Source organism: Parasedimentitalea nitratireducens (genome assembly GCF_057444295.1).
This window is the reverse complement of the sequence record NZ_JBYAXC010000001.1, coordinates 905,394-922,843: the sequence shown is the minus strand read 5'-3', so window position 1 is coordinate 922,843 and position 17,450 is coordinate 905,394. Positions and strand designations below refer to the sequence as shown.

The window sequence follows — 17,450 nt, the reverse complement described above, 5'->3', positions numbered from 1 at the left end:
CCATTTATTGCGCAAATTAAGACCGTTACGGACACAATGTTGCGTCAAAACTGAGATTCGATACCTCTTCGCTCTTGGAATGTCAACAACGCTGACTTAAACTGATATGAGTAGATTGATTGGAGCATATTATGTCGGATGGACGTTCAGGTCAGAGTTTTGGCGGCGAGAGTCTGCTTTTTCTAACCGACGAGCAACTGCGACAGGGTATTGAGGCAATGTTTTTTGCCTATCGCGGATTTACCGCTGACCCGGATCGTATTTTGGCGGAAATGGCTTATGGTCGAGCCCACCACCGCGCCATTCACTTTATCAATCGAGCGCCCGGCACCACTGTAAACAACCTACTGACCATTCTAGGCGTTACCAAACAGTCGTTGAACCGGGTGCTACGGACCTTGATCGGAGATGGTCTGGTCGAAAGCCGAGTTGGCACAGTGGACAAACGCGAACGGCACTTGTTTTTGACGGATCAGGGCCACGCGCTAGAGGCGACCCTGTCGGATGCCCAGCGCGCCCGGATGCGGGCTGCATACAAAGATGCGGGCCCAGAAGCTGTGCAAGGCTTTAAACGCGTGCTGGAAGCAATGATGGATGCGGACATGCGCCGTGCTTACACCAAACTGCGGGACACTAGCCCATGAGCGATCTTGATGCCCACCTGCTGATTGTGGACGACGACGAACGTATCCGTGATCTGCTGAAAAAGTTCCTGATGCGGGCTGGTTTTTTGGTGACCGCAGCCCGGGATGCCGCCCACGCGCGGCGTGTTCTGGCCGGATTGGACTTTGACCTGATCGTGATGGACGTGATGATGCCTGGCGAGGATGGGATTTCGCTCACCCGCTCGCTGCGTGAAACCATGTCCACCCCTATCCTGCTGCTGACGGCCCGTGGCGAGACCGAAAACCGGATTGCCGGGCTTGAGGCTGGGGCCGATGACTACTTGGCCAAGCCCTTTGAGCCCAAGGAACTGCTTCTGCGGATCAACGCTATTCTACGCCGGATGCCAGATACTCCCGCGCAGGAAACCGCGCCAAAGGTTCTGCATCTTGGTACGATCCGCTATGACATCGAACGCGGTGAGATGTGGCAGGGCGAAGATTTGATCCGTCTGACCGGCACCGAAAGCCAGCTGATGAGGATCTTCTCGGGCTGCCCCGGCGAACCCGTGAGCCGCACCAAACTGGTTGAGGATCTGGGCCGGGATCGTGGACAAGCCCAGGAACGTGCGGTGGATGTTCAGATTACGCGATTACGCCGCAAGATCGAGCCGAACCCAAAGCAGCCGCAGTACCTGCAAACGGTGCGTGGCGCCGGGTATATGCTGGCCCCCGACTAAAGCTGCGGCGCAAAACTATTGGAGCGATTTCAACCATGACCACTGCCCTGATTACCCACGCCGACTGTCTTGACCACATTACTCCCGAAGGACACCCGGAACGCGTAGCCCGGTTGGAACATGTCCTTCACGCACTAGAGCCGTTGGATTTGCTGCGAGTCGGTGCGCCGATGGCGGCCGAAGATGATATTCTGCGCATCCACCCGGCCGCTCATCTGTCTGAGCTTCGTGCAGCGCGTCCTGTTGAAGGTTTTGCTGCGATCGATGGCGACACGTTTATGTCGCCGGGTTCGCTAGATGCAGCTTTCCGTGCTGCTGGGGCGGTTATTCGCGGGGTCGACATGGTGATGTCAGGTGAAGCGCAGAACGCCTTTGCCGCCATCCGCCCTCCGGGGCACCATGCGGAAACTGAAACCGCAATGGGGTTTTGCCTGTTTGGCAATGCGGCGCTGGCAGCAAAACATGCGCTGGATCATCACGGGTTGAACCGCGTGGCTGTGGTTGATTTTGATGTTCACCACGGCAATGGCACCCAAGATCTGTTGTGGGACGAGCCCCGCGCGCTGGTGATCACCTCGCAGCAGATGCCGCTGTGGCCGGGGTCTGGTCGCCCAGATGAGGATGGCGCTCATGGCAATATTTTGAACATGCCCCTGCCACCAGAAAGTGGTGGTGCCGAAATGAAGGCAGCATATCAGGAGCAGGCCTTTCCCCGGCTGCGTGCGTTTAAACCAGAGTTGATCATCATTTCTGCTGGTTTCGACGCCCACCAGGACGACCCACTGGCCAATCTCAACTGGTCGACCCAGGACTTTGCATGGATCACGCAACAACTGTGCATCCTTGCCGATGGGCTGTGCGGCGGGCGTATCGTCTCGACTTTAGAAGGCGGTTATGATCTGAACGCGCTCAGCGCCGCCTGCAAGGCACATGTGGAAGAACTGATAGAGGCATCCAAATGAGTGAGACACCCGTTGAAAACATGAGCTTTGAGCAAGCCATGCAAGAGCTGGAAACCGTTGTTGGTAAGCTGGAACGTGGTGATGTCGCTTTGGATGCCTCCATATCCCTATACGAACGCGGCGCCGCGTTGAAAAAGCGCTGCGAGGATGAGCTGAAGCGGGCCGAGGAAAAGGTTGCTGCGATCACGCTAGACGCCAACGGTAATGCCACCGGCACCACCCCACTGGACGCAGGTTAATACATTGAACGCAACGGCTTCCATTCAGGCGCTGCCTTTTTCCGAGGCGCTTGCCCGTACGCAAAAACTTGTGTCGGATCACATTGACAAGGTACTCGCCAGCGAAGACCGGCTGTCAGATGCGATGCGCTACGCAATGTCGGGTGGCAAGATGCTGCGCGGGTTCCTGGTGCTTGAGAGCGCCCGGCTGCACGGGGTTGAGGAAAACATCGCACTGGATGCGGCGCTGGCGATTGAATGTATTCATGCCTATTCGCTGGTACATGACGACCTGCCTTGTATGGATGATGACGACCTGCGCCGTGGCATGCCAACTGTGCATCGCCAATGGGACGAGGCGGTCGCAGTTTTGACCGGAGATGCACTGCAAACATTTGCGTTTGAGCTGTTGTCAGACGCTAAAATGGGACCCAATGCTTTGGAATTGATCCGATCACTTGCACAAGCCTCGGGCAAGGATGGCATGGTATCGGGTCAAATGCTGGATATCGCTGCTGAAACCAGCCTTGAACCGCTGACATTGGAACAAATCACCAAATTGCAGCGCCGCAAAACGGGCTGCTTGATTTCGTGGTCAGCCATGGCGGGCGCGGTCATTGCCGGGGCGGACACTTCGCCACTGCGGCACTATGCCGAGGCTTTGGGCCTTGCCTTTCAGATTGCCGATGACATCCTTGATGTCGAAGGAGACGCCGAAACCGTTGGCAAACGTGTGCGCAAGGATGCCGAAGCCGGAAAAGCCACCTTTGTGTCACTGCTAGGGCTGGACGCCGCCAAGGCGCGCGCCGCTGAGCTGTGTGACCAAGCCTGTGCTGCGCTGGATGTTTACGGTGATCAGGGTGAAACCTTGCGCGAGGCTGCCCGCTTCGTTATCTCGCGCGACAGCTAATTGCCGCCAAGGAGGCGCCGCATGTCCGATCAGACGACTGATAGGCCAAATACCCCACTGCTGGACCAAATCAACCGCCCGGCTGATCTGAAGTCGCTGAGCGATTCTCAGCTGGCGCAGGTTGCCAGCGAGCTGCGTTCGGAAACAGTTTCGGCGGTGTCAGTGACTGGTGGTCACTTGGGCGCGGGTCTGGGTGTGGTTGAGCTGACAGTGGCCCTGCATGCGGTGTTTGATACACCCCGCGACAAGCTGGTCTGGGATGTGTCGCACCAGTGTTACCCGCACAAGATCCTGACCGAGCGCCGCGACCGCATTCGCACCCTGCGCACCAAAGACGGGTTGAGCGGCTTCACTAAACGGTCGGAATCGCCCTATGACCCCTTTGGCGCAGCGCACAGTTCGACCTCAATCAGTGCTGCATTGGGCTTTTCTGTCGCGCGTGACTTGGGTGGCACCCCGCCAGAAGGCAGCGGTGATGCTATCGCAGTGATTGGCGATGGGTCGATGTCGGCAGGCATGGCGTTTGAGGCGATGAACAACGCGGGCCATCTGGGCAAGCGGCTGTTTGTGATCCTGAACGACAACGAGATGAGCATTGCGCCGCCGGTTGGCGCACTGTCGTCTTACCTGTCGCGCCTATACGCCGAAGAACCATTCCAGGAGTTGAAAGCCGCCGCCAAGGGGGCTGTTTCGCTATTGCCTGAACCGTTCCGCGAAGGCGCCAAACGCGCCAAGGATATGCTCAAAGGCATGACTGTGGGCGGTACCCTGTTTGAAAGCTTGGGCTTTTCCTATCTGGGGCCGATTGATGGCCACGATCTGGACCAGTTGCTGCCAGTGCTGCGCACCGTAAAAGCCCGCGCCACCGGGCCGGTGTTGATCCATGTGTTGACCAAGAAGGGCAAGGGATACGCCCCAGCCGAGGCTGCACGGGACAAGGGCCACGCTACAGCCAAGTTTGATGTACTGACTGGAAAACAGAAAAAGACGCCGTCCAACGCGCCTAGCTATACCGGCGTTTTTGGCAACGAGCTGGTGAAGCTGGCCGCCAAGGACGACAAGATCTGCGCAGTGACGGCTGCGATGCCGGACGGCACCGGGTTGAACCTGTTTGCCGAACGCTACCCCTCACGCTGTTTTGACGTGGGTATTGCAGAACAACACGGCGTTACCTTCTCGGCTGCACTAGCAGCGGGTGGCATGAAGCCGTTCTGCGCGATGTATTCAACGTTCTTGCAGCGTGGGTACGATCAGGTTGTACATGATGTGGCCATTCAGCGCTTGCCCGTGCGTTTTGCAATCGACCGTGCCGGTCTGGTCGGCGCCGATGGGGCCACCCATGCGGGCAGTTTCGACATTGGGTTCATGACCAACCTGCCAGGCATGGTGGTAATGGCCGCTGCGGATGAGGCCGAGCTGGTACATATGGTCGCCACCGCTGCCGCACATGATGACGGTCCAATTGCCTTCCGCTATCCTCGTGGTGAGGGCGAAGGCGTTGAGATGCCGGACGAGCCACAGGTGCTGAAAATCGGCAAAGGGCGTATGATTCAAACCGGCGCACGCGTGGCGCTGCTGTCCTTTGGCACCCGGTTGGGTGAGGTCCGCAAAGCTGCCGAGGCATTATCGGCCAAGGGGATCACCCCAACCATTGCCGACGCCCGATTTGCCAAACCACTGGACCGCGAGATGATCCTGGATCTGGCCGCTAATCATGAAGCGCTGATTACTATTGAAGAAGGAGCCGTGGGTGGCTTCGGCTCGCACGTGGCGCAATTGCTGGCGGATGAAGGCGTGTTTGATGCAGGTCTCAAGTATCGCTCGATGGTGCTGCCCGACATTTTTGTCGATCAGGCCAGCCCGGCGGATATGTACAAGGTTGCTGGTATGGACGCCGCCCAGATCGAGGCCAAGGTATTGGATGTGCTGGGCGTGGCAACGATTGGTGAGAAGCGTGCGTAAGATTGGCCGGGAAGAGAGCCGCGATCAGGTGATCACTCTTCCCGCTTCTTTCAAGACGGAACGCTCTCGAATCATGTACATCGAAGACAAATCCGAAGGGCTGGATGGCTCCGCCAGGATCGGCCGCGTCTATTTCTCGAAATCGGGGAAATCGCTTTACTACCAGGGCAGGGTTTTCCAGAGCCTCAAAGGTTCGGGGTTCAAGGCAAACTATTTTGACGTGGATACCGGAGATCACTTCTGGATTTCCGGACCGCGCAAGGACCAGAATGACAGGCTGTACGGCGGCAACCGGGATGTGGAAATCGATGATGATGCCCGGGAAGAGTACGCCAAGCTGATCAATCTGGGCTAACAGAGTCGCCTCGTAGACTAGCGCTGAAAGCCCTCCTCTAGGCCTAGACCCCCGTAGGTTCGGCGGGCGGCACGAATTTCTCCATATCCTCAGCCTCGAACACAGCCTTCAAACCGGTGCGATAGTCGGGATAGCGCAGCGTTATACCCAGTTCTTCCTTAATCAGGGCATTCCCCACTCGCTTGTTCTCACTATAGAAACTGCGCGCCATCGGGGTCATACCGGCCTCTTCAAACGGGACCTCGGGCGGCATGGGCAAGCCCAGCAGTTCAGCCGCATAGCTGAGGACATCCTGAGGTGGCACTGGCAGATCATCACAAACATTGTAGATCGCACCCGGATTGGGCTGGGCAATCGAGGCTGCCAGCACTTGGGCAATATCCTCGACATGAATACGCGAGAACACCTGCCCCGGTTTGATAATCCGCCGTGCCTTGCCCGACATCAGCTTGGCAAAGGGACCGCGACCGGGACCATAGATGCCGGCCAGACGGAAGATATGCAGCGGCAAACCGTCGATGGATTGCCATTCAGCCTCGGCCCCTGCCCGCCATTTTCCGCGATCCGCTGCGGGGTTGATCAGCGTGGTTTCATCCACCCAACCACCGTCATGATCACCGTAAACCACTGTTGTCGACAGGTACCCAACCCACTCCAAATCCTGTGCGGCGGCGATTTTGTCTCGCATTGCGGCCAGAACCGGGTCGCCATCGGCTGTCGGAGCGATGGAACACAAGACATGGGTCACGCCCTCGAACGACACATCGTTACCTGGCCAGGTCAGGGTTTCGACCCCATCCTCGGCAATTGCGTCACGTGAAGTTCCGATCACCCGCCAGCCATCTGCAAGCAGTAAACGGGCAAGGGCGCGGGCGGTGTAGCCATATCCAAGGCAGAGCAAAGTCTTTGTCATGTGGCATAAATGCGCCGCGCAATCGGGATGCGCAAGAGGGACAAGCCCAGTGACATCTTATTGTCATCGAAGAGAGTGTATTCGGAAGATCAATATAATAGGGGGGCTTGCGCTCGGCGCGACAATCATAACAATTGGCACATGACAGACATAGTTTTTCCAAGTTGGCCCGACGTCGCCCCCAAACTCATTTCAGTTGCCGCCGGACGCGCGTTTGCAGATACGGTTATTCGACAAGGTAAATGGGTAAATGTTCATACCCGCGAAGTTCTCCCCGATCATGACATTGCCATTGTAGCCGGGCGTATCGCCTATGTTGGCCCCGACGCCTCGTATTGCACTGGCCCCGACACAGAAGTGATCGAAGCAAACGGCCGTTTTATGATCCCCGGGTTGTGTGACGCCCATATGCATATCGAAAGCGGTATGCTGACCCCGGCGGAGTTTGCCCGCGCGGTTATCCCGCATGGCACCACATCCATGTTCACCGACCCGCATGAGATCGCCAATGTGCTGGGGCTGGACGGTGTGAAGTACATGCATGACGAGGCGCTGATGCAGCCGGTCAACATTTTCACCCAGATGCCATCCTGCGCGCCATCCGCGCCCGGGTTGGAGACCACCGGCTATGAGATTTCGCCTGAGGATGTGGCCGAGGCGATGAGCTGGCCCGGCATCATCGGGCTGGGTGAAATGATGAACTTTCCCGGTGTGGCCAATGCCGACCCCAAGATGCTGGCCGAGATCGCAGCGACCCAAAACGCCGGCAAGACCGTTGGCGGGCATTATGCATCACCTGATCTGGGGCCAAACTTTGCCGCCTATGTTGCCGGTGGCCCGGCGGATGATCACGAAGGCACCTGCGAGGCCGACGCTATTGCCCGTGTCCGCCAAGGCATGCGGTCGATGATGCGGCTGGGGTCAGCCTGGTACGACGTAGAAACGCAAATCACCGCAGTGACCGAAAAGGGGCTGGACCCGCGCAGTTTCATCCTATGTACAGATGATTGCCACTCGGGGACCTTGGTCAACGATGGCCACATGAATCGCGTGGTGCGACACGCCATCGCCTGTGGCTGTGATCCCGTAGTGGCGTTGCAAATGGCAACCATCAACACCGCCACTCATTTCGGGCTGGAGCGCGACATTGGCTCGATCACTCCAGGTCGTCGCGCTGATGTGATCCTGACCTCGGACCTGACCGAGTTGCCCATTGAAGTCGTGATCGCACGAGGGCAGATCGTGGCTGAATCAGGCTCTATCAAGGTGGATTGCCCACATTATGACTGGCCTGACAGCGCCCGTGGCACCGTGCATCTGGGCCATGAACTCGCCGCCAAGGACTTTGAAATCCCGGCCCCCGATGGCGCAAATGGTGTGACAGTCAATGTCATTGGCATGGTTGAAAATCAGGCCCCAACCAAGGCGCTTAAGGCGGATCTGCCGGTGCGCGATGGATTGGTCGAAGGCGAAGGCGACACCATGCAGATTGCCTTGGTCGAACGTCACCGGGCCACCGGCGGTGTCACCAACGCCTTTGTTTCCGGCTTTGGCTATCAGGGCAAGATGGCGATGGCGTCAACCGTGGCCCATGACAGTCACCACATGATTGTGGTTGGTACTGATCGCGAGCAGATGGCACTGGCCGCCAATCGCCTGTCCGAAGTGGGCGGTGGTGTCACACTATTCCGCGATGGAGAGGAACTGGCACTGATCGAGCTGCCAATTGCCGGACTGATGTCCGACCAACCCGCGACCGAAGTCGCCGCCAAGGCGCAGGCTTTGGGCGAGGCGATGCAGTCCTGTGGCTGCTCGCTCAACAACGCATATATGCAGCACTCACTGTTGGCATTGGTTGTGATCCCTGAATTGCGGATCTCGGACCTGGGCCTGGTCGACGTGCGCACCTTCCAACAAATTCCAGTTATCGAGTCCGCTACATGACATCTATTTCACAACCGCTACACCCGAAATCCGAACAGTTCACCGATGCCACCGCCGCCGTAGAGCGGTTGCAGCTGTTGTATCAACAGGCCACAGATTTTCTGTGCACTGGCTTTACACAGGCAATGGCAAGCGGCGCGCCCGACAATCATCGCATCCGCGCCTATTACCCAGAAATTCGGGTTACCACATCGAGCTTTGCACAGGCGGATAGCCGTCTAAGCTATGGCCATGTCTCTGCCCCGGGCACCTATGCGACGACAGTAACCCGGCCGGATCTGTTCAAAAACTACCTGACCCAGCAGATCAGCCTGCTGATCAAGAACCACGGCCAGCCAGTGACCATTGGCCTGTCAGATACTCCGATCCCGGTACATTTCGCCGTTGCTGCCCAGCCTGGTCTGACAATCCCGCAAGAAGGTGCCGCTGGTTTTACCCTGCGCGATGTCTTTGATGTGCCGGATCTGGCAACAACCAACGACGATATTGTCAACGGTACACACACGCCCTCAAACGGCACTGGCCCTCTGGCGCTGTTCACAGCTCAGCGAATCGACTACTCGCTGGCGCGTTTGTCACATTACACCGCGACAGACCCGTCGCATTTTCAGAACCACGTGCTGTTCACCAACTACCAGTTCTATGTGTCCGAGTTCGAAGCCTATGCCCGCGAGCAGTTGGCCGACCCGAAATCCGGCTACACCAGCTTTGTCAGCACCGGCAACCACGAGATCACCTCGGCCGATGCCGAGATCCCAGAGACGACTAAGCAACCGCAGATGCCCACCTATCACCTGAAACGTGAGGATGGCAGCGGCATCACTTTGGTCAATATTGGTGTTGGCCCGTCTAACGCCAAAACCGCCACCGACCACATCGCCGTTTTGCGCCCGCATGCCTGGCTGATGGTTGGACACTGTGCTGGCTTGCGCAACACCCAGGCGCTGGGTGATTTTGTACTGGCGCACGCCTATCTGCGCGAAGACCACGTGTTGGATGACGACCTTCCGATCTGGACCCCAATCCCGGCCCTGGCCGAGGTACAAATCGCGCTGGAGCAAGCGGTTGAAGAAGTGACCGAACTGGAAGGCTATGACCTGAAGCGGATCATGCGCACCGGTACCGTCGCCACCATCGACAACCGCAACTGGGAATTGCGCGACCAATCCGGCCCGGTGCAACGCCTGAGCCAATCGCGCGCAGTGGCACTGGATATGGAAAGCGCAACAATTGCTGCCAATGGCTATCGATTCCGGGTGCCCTATGGCACCTTGCTGTGCGTTTCCGACAAACCACTGCACGGAGAGTTAAAACTTCCGGGCATGGCTTCCGATTTCTACCAAACTCAGGTAGCACGGCATTTAATGATCGGAATACGCGCAATGGAACGCTTGCGAGACATGCCTTTGGAGCGCTTGCACAGCCGGAAATTGCGATCTTTCGACGAGACAGCCTTTGTTTAAGGACGTTTTCGTCGATTTTCAGCCGAAAATCGCTGGTTTTTCCCTTATTTCCCTACACTATTCGTTGTGTTCCGCCACAACATAACGCTAAGATTACGCGATGAGGCCCCATAAGTCGGGCAGACGTAAGGAGACAAAGAATGTCCAAACCAATGACAAAGACCCAGCTGGTAGCCGCTCTGGCCGAAGATATGGGTGCTGACAAAAAAGCTGCAGGCGCTGCTCTGGAAGCTGTTTGCACACTGATCACCCGCGAAGTATCCGGCGGTGGCGCTGTGACTCTGCCAGGTGTTGGCAAAATCTATTGCCGTGAACGCCCAGAGCGCGAAGTGCGCAACCCAGCCACTGGCGAGAAATTCATGAAAGAAGCCGACAAGGTTGTCAAAATGACAATCGCCAAAGCGCTGAAAGACAGCGTTAACGGCTAAGCTTGAACTTCCTTCGAGTTTCAGAAAGGGTCGCTCCAGAGGCGGCCCTTTTTTTGTGCCGTTCCGATAAAGGATAAAGCCGCATGGATGGTGTGAACTTATTGCTGATCATGACAGCTGGATTGCTGGCATGTCTTAGCCCTGGCCCAGCGACTCTGACTATAGCAGGAACCGCGATGCAGCGCGGGCGCAAAGCCGGGCTGACTGTGGCCGCAGGTGTTTCAACCGGTTCGTTGATCTGGTCCGTGGCCGCGGCCTTTGGCCTGGGAGCCATCATGCTGGCCAACGCCTGGATGTTCGAATTGGTCCGATACTTTGGCGCCGCTTATCTGATGTATCTGGCGATACGTTCAGCACGGTCTGCCGTCACGCCTGGCACGCCAACATTGCACAGCTCAGCTGCCAAATCACTGAAATCGATCTATGCCAAGGGGCTTGCCCTGCATCTGACCAATCCCAAGGCGGTTTTGTTCTTTGGCTCGCTCTATGCCATCGCAATCCCCCCCGGCACCGAGCCTTCGGTTCTGTTGACTGTAATCGCAGTCATAGCGGTACAAAGCACTCTGGTGTTCCACGGCTACGCGCTGTTGTTTTCCAGCGCCACAGCGGTACGAGTTTACCAGCGCCTACGCCGCACGTTTGAAACCCTGTTTGCCGCGGCCTTTGCCACCGCTAGCTGGCAAATCTTCACCGCACGGCTGGGCTGATCGCCATGGACGCACGCGCAATTGCTATGGGGCTTGCCTTTGCCCTGATGTGGTCTTCGGCCTTTACCTCGGCACGGATCATCGTTGCAGATGCCTCGCCACTGTTCTCGCTCGCGCTGCGGTTTCTGTTATCCGGCCTGTTGGGTGTCGTCATCGCCGTTGCTATGGGCCAGACTTGGCAGCTAACCCGCAACCAGTGGCGCGCCACTATCATCTTTGGCGTCTGCCAAAACGCTCTTTATCTGGGGCTTAACTTTGTTGCGATGCAAACCGTCGAGGCCTCGCTGGCAGCCATCATTGCCGCGACAATGCCGCTGCTGGTGGCGCTGGCTTCTTGGCTGTTTTTCAAAGAGCACCTCAAGCCGCTTGGAATTGCAGGGCTGATTGCCGGAGTTCTTGGTGTTGCCCTTATCATGGGCACCCGGATCAATGCCGGGGTGGACTTGTTCGGTGTATTGCTTTGTGTGCTTGGCGTCATTGCACTCGCCGTGGCCACGCTTGCCCTGCGGGGGGCGACCTCGGGGGGGAATTTCATGATGGTAGTTGGCTTGCAAATGCTGGTTGGCTCTGTCCTGCTGTTTGTGACTGCTGGTTTGATCGAAGACATCTATATCAACCCAACCCTGCCGCTGGCACTGGCCTTTGCCTACACCACGCTGGTGCCCGGTCTCATCGCCACTTTCATCTGGGTTCTGCTGCTGAACCGCATTGGTCCACTACGTGCCGCAACCTTCCATTTCTTAAACCCGGTGTTTGGCGTTGCAATCGCTGCCTTTTTGCTCGGAGAGCGCCTTGGACCGTTGGATTTGATTGGCGTTTTGATTGTCACCGTTGGTATTCTGGCCGTACAGCTGTCGCGCCAACCCGCAGCAAATGCAGAACCAGACGCCACCAAGACGGGCATAGCTAAATAGTACAAGGGGATCACCATGTCCGACAAACTGAACCAGGTTCTCAAGGTCATCGACGCCGCCAATGCTGCGGATCCTAACATTGAGGACGGCCAACCAGCCTCGCTACTGTATGGACAGCGTATGACCGACGAGTTGACACGGTTGTTTCCAAACGCTGACGAAGCCTTGCAGATCGCTGCGCGTGGCCAGCATATCGAACGCTGGAAGCTAAAACGCGATGCCTATCCCGAGGGGCGCATCGGCTATCTGACCTGGCGCAAGGATCAGGCCCGTCACCATGCAGAAGCGGTTGGCACACTGATGCAGAACGCAGGATATGAAGCGACGGATGTTGAAACCGCTGGCCAAATGCTGCGGAAGGAAGGCCTGAAACGCGATGCCGATGTGCAGGCGCTGGAGGATGTGATCTGTTTTGTTTTCTTGAAATGGTACTTTGCCCCATTTGCAGCCAAACACTCGGCGGAAAAGATCCAGAGCATTGTTGAAAAAACCGCTCGCAAGATGTCAGCCGATGCGCGCGCGCGGGTTTTGGATGAGTTCGACCTGCCAGCAGATCTGGCTGCGGCCTTCTCATCTTAATCTGCGGCCTCTCTCTAGGTTAGACTAGATGCAGCTCAAACTAGCTGGCATGAAAGCGGAGATCTTTGCCAAAGAACTCCGTAAATATGCTCGTAAATTCGGTTGCGCCAAGATCATTTTGGGATTCGACCCAGACGGTAAAAATAACCTTGCCGTTTTGAAATAATTTTAGAAATTCGACCTTCGCATCCTCGTTTTTGCCATAGCCAGTGATATCTGATGCATCCACAAGAAAGCTACCAATGGTAGGCAAATAACCAAATGCAAACAGACACTGCTCCTCGGGATACTCACTATAGAAAAGTGGCGTTCGCATGCGAGCCGCAAGTTCGTCCTTAGTTGCGTAGATCACCCCGGCTTCGACACTCTTGGTGCTTGGCCAAATGTTGTGCTTCAATTCGATATCCAAAATCGGCGCAGTCACAATATCTCCCCTCCATTCCCCGCATCCATCCAGGTGGATAGGGAATTCTGCTCGAAGCTATATTGCACAGTTTCGCGAGTTGATTGAAATATTGCTTTGCATTCGCCCTTATCCGCCCCATCTACTGGCCTTACGCGAACAACCGGAGACCGATATGCCGAATTACAGCAAAAACCCGGATGCCATTGCTGCTCTGTCATCCGAGGAATACCACGTGACCCAAAATGCGGGCACCGAACGCCCAGGCACAGGTAAGTTGCTGAGCAACAAGGAACCAGGCCTCTACGTGGATATCGTATCAGGAGAGCCGCTGTTTGCCTCGGCCGACAAATACGAATCGGGTTGTGGCTGGCCAAGTTTTACCAAGCCAATTGAACCGGCACATGTACAAGAGTTACGGGATGGCAGCCTTGGCATGATCCGCACCGAAGTGCGATCGACCCATGGTGACAGCCACCTGGGCCATGTTTTTCCCGATGGCCCCCGTGACCGGGGTGGCTTGCGCTACTGTATCAACTCGGCTTCGCTGCGGTTTATTCACCGGGATGACATGCAGGCCGAGGGCTATGGCGCATATATTGATCAAGTGGAGGAAGTCGTATGAGCACTGAACGCGCAGTTCTGGCAGGAGGTTGTTTCTGGGGGATGCAGGAACTGATCCGCAAACGTCCTGGCGTGATTAGCACGCGGGTTGGCTATACCGGTGGCGACGTACCAAACGCCACCTATCGCAACCACGGCACCCATGCCGAGGGGATCGAGATCATCTTTGACCCGGCCGTGACTTCGTTTCGTGAGACACTGGAGTTCTTTTTCCAGATCCACGATCCAACCACCGAAAACCAGCAGGGCAATGACATGGGGATGAGCTATCGTTCGGCGATCTACTTTGCTAGCGACGAGCAAAAAGCCGTTGCCGTTGACACTATCGCCGATGTCGACGCATCCGGCCTGTGGCCCGGCAAGGTGGCTACCGAGCTAGAGCCGGTGGGTGAGTTTTGGGAGGCCGAGCCCGAACACCAAGACTATCTGCAGAATCGCCCTGGTGGCTACACCTGCCACTTTGCCCGCCCGGACTGGGTGCTGCCGAAACGCGCCAAGGCGTCGTAGGTAACGCTCGCTATTGCAAACGCTGGGCTGCCCATTGGGCAGCTTCGGCAACCGTTGGATCGGGGTCATTGGTCAAAGCCTGCGCTGCAGGGCGCAGGCTTGCATCCCCGGAATTGCCAATCGCATAAAGCACATTGCGCACAAACCGGTCGCGTCCAATCCGCTTGATCGGTGAGCCCGAAAACATGGCGCGAAAATCCGTATCATCCAACGCGGCCAATTCTGCCAATTTGGGCGCTTTCAGCTCGTCGCGTGCGGCATAACGCATATCGCTCGCCTCCACCGCAAACTTGTTCCAAGGGCAGGCCGCCAAGCAATCATCACAGCCATAGATCCTGTTGCCCAATTTACCGCGCAGCTCTTCGTCCACAGGCCCTTTGTACTCGATCGTCAGGTAGGAAATGCACCGGCGGGCATCGACCTGATACGGGGCTGGAAACGCATCCGTTGGGCAGACGGACAGACAAGCCCGGCACGACCCGCAGCGATCTGGCTCAGCCAGATCCACAGGCAGCTCTAAAGTGGTAAAAACAGACCCTATAAAGGCCCAGTTACCCCAATCCCGGCTCACAAGATTGCTGTGTTTGCCCTGCCAACCCAGCCCTGCCGCCTGCCCCAATGCCTTTTCCGGGACCGGTGCGGTATCGACAAACACCTTCACCTCGGGTTCTTCACCCTGCGTCTTGGCCACATCAATCAGCCAACGCGCCAGACGCTTCAGCCGCTTCTTGACCAGATCATGGTAATCCTTGTTCTGGGCATAAACCGAAATCGCGCCACGATCGGCATGCTGCAAAATCTCTGTAGGATCGTGCTCGGGTGCATAGCTTTCGGCGAGCATGATCACCGACCGAGCCTCGGGCCACAGTAACGCCGGATCACCGCGCCAATGGGTGCGCTCGGCCATCCATCCCATCTGGCCGTGATACTCAGCTTCAATAAAGGCAGCCAAGCGCTCGGGAACCTCAGGAACATCCCAAGGGCGGCAAATTCGGCACGACACAAACCCCTCTTCCAGGGCGCGCGCGACAAGGGCATCCTTAACTGAAGATCCTATATTCATCTGGCCTAAAATATCCTCGGGGGGAGCCGTCAGGCGATGGGGGCAGACAGCCCCCACTTAGCATGGTCTATCAGAAATCCAGGTCGGTGTAATGTGGGGGGGGACGGAACCCAGGCACCTGATCCGCCAAAATCGAACGAAACGCCGGGCGCGATTTGATCTTGGCATACCAATCTTTGACCACAGCCGAGCGGTTCCAATCCACATCCGAGATATAGTCCAGCGACGACAAATGTGCGGCGGCGGCAAAATCAGCCAGGGTCATCACGTCGCCAGCCAGCCAGCGGCGCTGGTCCAGCAACCAAGCCATGTAATCCAGATGATATTTGACGGCCTTGGCCCCATCCTTGACGTTCCGGCTGTCCGGATAGCCCTGCCCGGTAATTTTCTTGTTTACCCGCTCATACAGTAGCTTCGAGGTCACTTCGTGGTGAAACTTGTCATCAAACCAAGAAACGAGCCGACGCACTTCATAACGCGCATCTGGATCTTTAGGCATCAAAGGCGGTTCGGGGCGGGTTTCTTCCAGGTATTCACAAATCGCCGCGCTTTCGGCCATTATCTTACCGTCTAACCGGATAACGGGCACCTTTGCTGCCGGGTTACGGCGTAGGAAATCCGGATCGCCCTCCCAATAGCGTTCCTCAACCAGATCCACCTCGATCTTCTTCTCCGCCAGAGACAGGCGAACTTTGCGGCAAAAAGGGGAAAGCGGTACGTGGTGCAGGCGGGCCATGGGTGTCAGTAACATCCGGTAACTAAGAAGGGTTGTTGTTCAGCAATGCCTCGCGCCGACAAGAAATTCAATCCTCGAAACACGCAGCGCGGCCATCTGCGCGGATGGTGGCCGCTCCATCTGCAATTTTGGCGGCTTTGCGTTTCATTTTTTCACTCGGGTTGGTGGCAGACCGGCTTTTGGGTGCGGGAAGCAAGGCAGCCAACAAAGCGGCCTGCTCGGCGTTCAACTGATCTGGAGATACATCGAAATAGGCCTTTGCCGCAGCTTTGACTCCAAAGATACCCTCGCCCATTTCGGCGACGTTCAAGTAGATCTCAAGAATACGCCGCTTGCTCCACACCGCTTCGACCGCTGGGGTGATCAGGGTTTCCAGTGCTTTGCGGATCCAGCTGCGTTCCTGCCACAGGAACACGTTCTTGACGACCTGCTGCGAAATTGTCGAACCACCACGATTACCGCCCTCGTCCAGAACGGCACGAACCGCCTGTACATCAATACCCCAATGCTGGCAGAATCGGGCGTCCTCGGCCGCCACGGCCGAGCGCGCCATCACTGGAGCGATGTTTTCAAACGCCACCCATTCGCGATCAATCTGGCCCAAGCGACTGCGCTCGGCCCACATCGTATGAGTGTAGGGCGGGTTCACCACCGTATAGAGCAAAATGAAGAAGCCGATTAGAGCGACAAATGCCAGTACCGCGCGCATGAGCCAGCGGCGCAGCCATTGTTTAAAGCCACCTTTGGCTTTGCTCTTGGATTTTTTCTTCTTCGCCATATTGCCTCTATAAGACACTGGCTGGGCGGCTCAAACCCGTAATTCACGACTTCGGAACGAAACAAGCGTGGTCCTACAAGGACCCTGCCCTACGTAAGCACAATCCAAGGAGGGTTTCTTATGTTTTCTGTTCATCAGTCAATTTGCAGCATTTCAGCATCGCTATGCCTGCTCTTGCCAGTCGCCGCTATGGCGCAGGATATCCCTAAAGAAGGCCCAATTGATTTTGTCGTTGCAACCACAGGTGAGTTTACAGCACTGGCTGCCAGTCAGGGCACCATGCAACTGAACTATGCGGTTAACGGGCTCCGCGACACGATGGAAAGCGGTGTGAACGGTGTGGCCAGCCTGCACTGTGTTGGCGCCGCTACGGTATTTGACGGAAAATTTGATAATGAAAGTGGGCTGTGCAGAACCACCTACCCCGATGGCAGCACCACGATGATCCGCTATGGCGGCTCGGGCGTCTTGGGCAGCATGGCGGAGGGATCATGGACCTTCATCGGCGGTACCGGCACACTGGCAGGTATTACGGGTGGTGGAGCCTATTCGCGGATATCCGGCCCTAACCCTACAGAAAACAGTTTTGCATCACGCAACACGGTGACCGGAAATTATAAACTTCCCTGAAACAAAAAAGCC

Annotated in this window: 21 protein-coding genes; 16 read left to right on the top strand and 5 right to left on the bottom strand. The window is 56.7% G+C overall.

All coding sequences use genetic code 11. From position 1 onward, the window contains the following. Positions 1–131 precede the first annotated feature (131 nt). The 7 genes from AC2T28_RS04695 to AC2T28_RS04665 are packed head-to-tail and all read left to right on the top strand — an operon-like array spanning position 132 to position 5,749. Entirely contained in the window at positions 132–644 is a 513-nt protein-coding gene (locus tag AC2T28_RS04695) for a MarR family winged helix-turn-helix transcriptional regulator (RefSeq protein ID WP_486747782.1), read from the top strand. Next, positions 641–1,342, top strand: coding sequence for a response regulator (locus AC2T28_RS04690; RefSeq protein ID WP_486747781.1), 702 nt, complete (start codon positions 641–643; stop codon positions 1,340–1,342). The genes AC2T28_RS04695 and AC2T28_RS04690 overlap by 4 nt, the downstream gene beginning before the upstream one ends. Positions 1,343–1,377: 35 nt before the next feature. Then, entirely contained in the window at positions 1,378–2,304 is a 927-nt protein-coding gene (locus AC2T28_RS04685; RefSeq protein WP_486747780.1) for a histone deacetylase family protein, read from the top strand. After that, positions 2,301–2,543: an exodeoxyribonuclease VII small subunit gene (locus AC2T28_RS04680; protein ID WP_486747779.1), complete on the top strand. Its 243-nt coding sequence runs from the start codon at positions 2,301–2,303 to the stop codon at positions 2,541–2,543. Before AC2T28_RS04685 ends, AC2T28_RS04680 begins: the two co-directional genes overlap by 4 nt. A 31-nt stretch (positions 2,544–2,574) precedes the next feature. Then, a complete protein-coding gene (locus tag AC2T28_RS04675; protein ID WP_486748021.1) occupies positions 2,575–3,432 on the top strand; it encodes a polyprenyl synthetase family protein in 858 nt (285 codons plus the stop codon). 21 nt (positions 3,433–3,453) lie between these two features. Further along, on the top strand, positions 3,454–5,394 hold the full coding sequence (dxs, locus tag AC2T28_RS04670) for a 1-deoxy-D-xylulose-5-phosphate synthase (protein WP_486747778.1): 1,941 nt from the start codon (positions 3,454–3,456) through the stop codon (positions 5,392–5,394). Continuing rightward, on the top strand, positions 5,387–5,749 hold the full coding sequence (locus tag AC2T28_RS04665; protein WP_486747777.1) for a 1-deoxy-D-xylulose-5-phosphate synthase: 363 nt from the start codon (positions 5,387–5,389) through the stop codon (positions 5,747–5,749). Before dxs ends, AC2T28_RS04665 begins: the two co-directional genes overlap by 8 nt. Positions 5,750–5,792: 43 nt before the next feature. On the opposite strand, the gene AC2T28_RS04660 is transcribed toward AC2T28_RS04665, so the two are convergent. Continuing rightward, positions 5,793–6,662: an SDR family oxidoreductase gene (locus tag AC2T28_RS04660; RefSeq protein ID WP_486747776.1), complete on the bottom strand. Its 870-nt coding sequence runs from the start codon at positions 6,660–6,662 to the stop codon at positions 5,793–5,795. 141 nt (positions 6,663–6,803) lie between these two features. Here AC2T28_RS04660 and ade point away from each other — a divergent pair, with 141 nt between their 5' ends. The 6 genes from ade to AC2T28_RS04630 all read left to right on the top strand — a co-directional run bounded on the left by ade (position 6,804) and on the right by AC2T28_RS04630 (position 12,697). Further along, positions 6,804–8,606 (top strand): adenine deaminase, encoded by a 1,803-nt coding sequence (gene ade, locus AC2T28_RS04655; RefSeq protein ID WP_486747775.1) that lies wholly within the window; start codon positions 6,804–6,806, stop codon positions 8,604–8,606. Continuing rightward, positions 8,603–10,069 (top strand): AMP nucleosidase, encoded by a 1,467-nt coding sequence (locus tag AC2T28_RS04650; protein ID WP_486747774.1) that lies wholly within the window; start codon positions 8,603–8,605, stop codon positions 10,067–10,069. Before ade ends, AC2T28_RS04650 begins: the two co-directional genes overlap by 4 nt. Positions 10,070–10,209: 140 nt before the next feature. Beyond that, positions 10,210–10,497 (top strand): HU family DNA-binding protein, encoded by a 288-nt coding sequence (locus AC2T28_RS04645; protein ID WP_486747773.1) that lies wholly within the window; start codon positions 10,210–10,212, stop codon positions 10,495–10,497. Positions 10,498–10,580: 83 nt separating this feature from the next. Continuing rightward, the gene (locus AC2T28_RS04640; RefSeq protein ID WP_486747772.1) at positions 10,581–11,204 is read left to right on the top strand and encodes a LysE family translocator; all 624 of its coding nucleotides are present in this window, start codon (positions 10,581–10,583) and stop codon (positions 11,202–11,204) included. Between the two features lie 5 nt (positions 11,205–11,209). Further along, positions 11,210–12,118 (top strand): DMT family transporter, encoded by a 909-nt coding sequence (locus AC2T28_RS04635; RefSeq protein ID WP_486747771.1) that lies wholly within the window; start codon positions 11,210–11,212, stop codon positions 12,116–12,118. Positions 12,119–12,133: 15 nt separating this feature from the next. Further along, positions 12,134–12,697 carry a DUF4202 domain-containing protein gene (locus AC2T28_RS04630; protein WP_486747770.1) on the top strand — a complete coding sequence of 188 codons (564 nt, stop codon included), beginning with the start codon at positions 12,134–12,136 and terminating at the stop codon, positions 12,695–12,697. A 40-nt stretch (positions 12,698–12,737) separates the two neighbouring features. Here the strand turns inward: AC2T28_RS04630 and AC2T28_RS04625 are convergent, their stop codons facing one another. Beyond that, complete coding sequence (locus tag AC2T28_RS04625; RefSeq protein ID WP_486747769.1) at positions 12,738–13,121, bottom strand: hypothetical protein; 384 nt, start codon at positions 13,119–13,121, stop codon at positions 12,738–12,740. Positions 13,122–13,275: 154 nt separating this feature from the next. Between AC2T28_RS04625 and msrB the strand changes: the two genes are divergently transcribed. Together msrB and msrA are read left to right on the top strand one after the other, a co-directional pair. Then, positions 13,276–13,725, top strand: coding sequence for a peptide-methionine (R)-S-oxide reductase MsrB (gene msrB, locus AC2T28_RS04620; RefSeq protein WP_486747768.1), 450 nt, complete (start codon positions 13,276–13,278; stop codon positions 13,723–13,725). Then, a complete protein-coding gene (msrA, locus tag AC2T28_RS04615; RefSeq protein ID WP_486747767.1) occupies positions 13,722–14,231 on the top strand; it encodes a peptide-methionine (S)-S-oxide reductase MsrA in 510 nt (169 codons plus the stop codon). The genes msrB and msrA overlap by 4 nt, the downstream gene beginning before the upstream one ends. A 10-nt stretch (positions 14,232–14,241) precedes the next feature. On the opposite strand, the gene queG is transcribed toward msrA, so the two are convergent. From queG to mtgA, 3 genes are all read right to left on the bottom strand, one after another. Then, the gene (gene queG, locus AC2T28_RS04610; protein WP_486747766.1) at positions 14,242–15,294 is read right to left on the bottom strand and encodes a tRNA epoxyqueuosine(34) reductase QueG; all 1,053 of its coding nucleotides are present in this window, start codon (positions 15,292–15,294) and stop codon (positions 14,242–14,244) included. A gap of 70 nt (positions 15,295–15,364) precedes the next feature. Continuing rightward, positions 15,365–16,030 carry an FtsZ-binding protein FzlA gene (gene fzlA / locus AC2T28_RS04605; RefSeq protein ID WP_486748020.1) on the bottom strand — a complete coding sequence of 222 codons (666 nt, stop codon included), beginning with the start codon at positions 16,028–16,030 and terminating at the stop codon, positions 15,365–15,367. Between the two features lie 67 nt (positions 16,031–16,097). Continuing rightward, entirely contained in the window at positions 16,098–16,808 is a 711-nt protein-coding gene (gene mtgA / locus AC2T28_RS04600; RefSeq protein WP_486747765.1) for a monofunctional biosynthetic peptidoglycan transglycosylase, read from the bottom strand. Positions 16,809–16,928: 120 nt separating this feature from the next. Between mtgA and AC2T28_RS04595 the strand changes: the two genes are divergently transcribed. Continuing rightward, a complete protein-coding gene (locus tag AC2T28_RS04595) occupies positions 16,929–17,438 on the top strand; it encodes a hypothetical protein (protein WP_486747764.1) in 510 nt (169 codons plus the stop codon). Positions 17,439–17,450 lie beyond the last annotated feature (12 nt).

What these genes read in the sequence shown, in the direction of transcription:
- AC2T28_RS04695 (WP_486747782.1), top strand. Translation starts at nt 132, where the DNA reads ATGTCGGATGGACGTTCAGGTCAGAGTTTTGGCGGCGAGAGTCTGCTT.
- AC2T28_RS04690 (WP_486747781.1), top strand. Translation starts at nt 641, where the DNA reads ATGAGCGATCTTGATGCCCACCTGCTGATTGTGGACGACGACGAACGT.
- AC2T28_RS04685 (WP_486747780.1), top strand. Translation starts at nt 1,378, where the DNA reads ATGACCACTGCCCTGATTACCCACGCCGACTGTCTTGACCACATTACT.
- AC2T28_RS04680 (WP_486747779.1), top strand. Translation starts at nt 2,301, where the DNA reads ATGAGTGAGACACCCGTTGAAAACATGAGCTTTGAGCAAGCCATGCAA.
- dxs (WP_486747778.1), top strand. Translation starts at nt 3,454, where the DNA reads ATGTCCGATCAGACGACTGATAGGCCAAATACCCCACTGCTGGACCAA.
- AC2T28_RS04660 (WP_486747776.1), bottom strand. Translation starts at nt 6,662, where the DNA reads ATGACAAAGACTTTGCTCTGCCTTGGATATGGCTACACCGCCCGCGCC.
- ade (WP_486747775.1), top strand. Translation starts at nt 6,804, where the DNA reads ATGACAGACATAGTTTTTCCAAGTTGGCCCGACGTCGCCCCCAAACTC.
- AC2T28_RS04650 (WP_486747774.1), top strand. Translation starts at nt 8,603, where the DNA reads ATGACATCTATTTCACAACCGCTACACCCGAAATCCGAACAGTTCACC.
- AC2T28_RS04645 (WP_486747773.1), top strand. Translation starts at nt 10,210, where the DNA reads ATGTCCAAACCAATGACAAAGACCCAGCTGGTAGCCGCTCTGGCCGAA.
- AC2T28_RS04640 (WP_486747772.1), top strand. Translation starts at nt 10,581, where the DNA reads ATGGATGGTGTGAACTTATTGCTGATCATGACAGCTGGATTGCTGGCA.
- AC2T28_RS04635 (WP_486747771.1), top strand. Translation starts at nt 11,210, where the DNA reads ATGGACGCACGCGCAATTGCTATGGGGCTTGCCTTTGCCCTGATGTGG.
- AC2T28_RS04630 (WP_486747770.1), top strand. Translation starts at nt 12,134, where the DNA reads ATGTCCGACAAACTGAACCAGGTTCTCAAGGTCATCGACGCCGCCAAT.
- msrB (WP_486747768.1), top strand. Translation starts at nt 13,276, where the DNA reads ATGCCGAATTACAGCAAAAACCCGGATGCCATTGCTGCTCTGTCATCC.
- msrA (WP_486747767.1), top strand. Translation starts at nt 13,722, where the DNA reads ATGAGCACTGAACGCGCAGTTCTGGCAGGAGGTTGTTTCTGGGGGATG.
- queG (WP_486747766.1), bottom strand. Translation starts at nt 15,294, where the DNA reads ATGAATATAGGATCTTCAGTTAAGGATGCCCTTGTCGCGCGCGCCCTG.
- fzlA (WP_486748020.1), bottom strand. Translation starts at nt 16,030, where the DNA reads ATGGCCCGCCTGCACCACGTACCGCTTTCCCCTTTTTGCCGCAAAGTT.
- mtgA (WP_486747765.1), bottom strand. Translation starts at nt 16,808, where the DNA reads ATGGCGAAGAAGAAAAAATCCAAGAGCAAAGCCAAAGGTGGCTTTAAA.
- AC2T28_RS04595 (WP_486747764.1), top strand. Translation starts at nt 16,929, where the DNA reads ATGTTTTCTGTTCATCAGTCAATTTGCAGCATTTCAGCATCGCTATGC.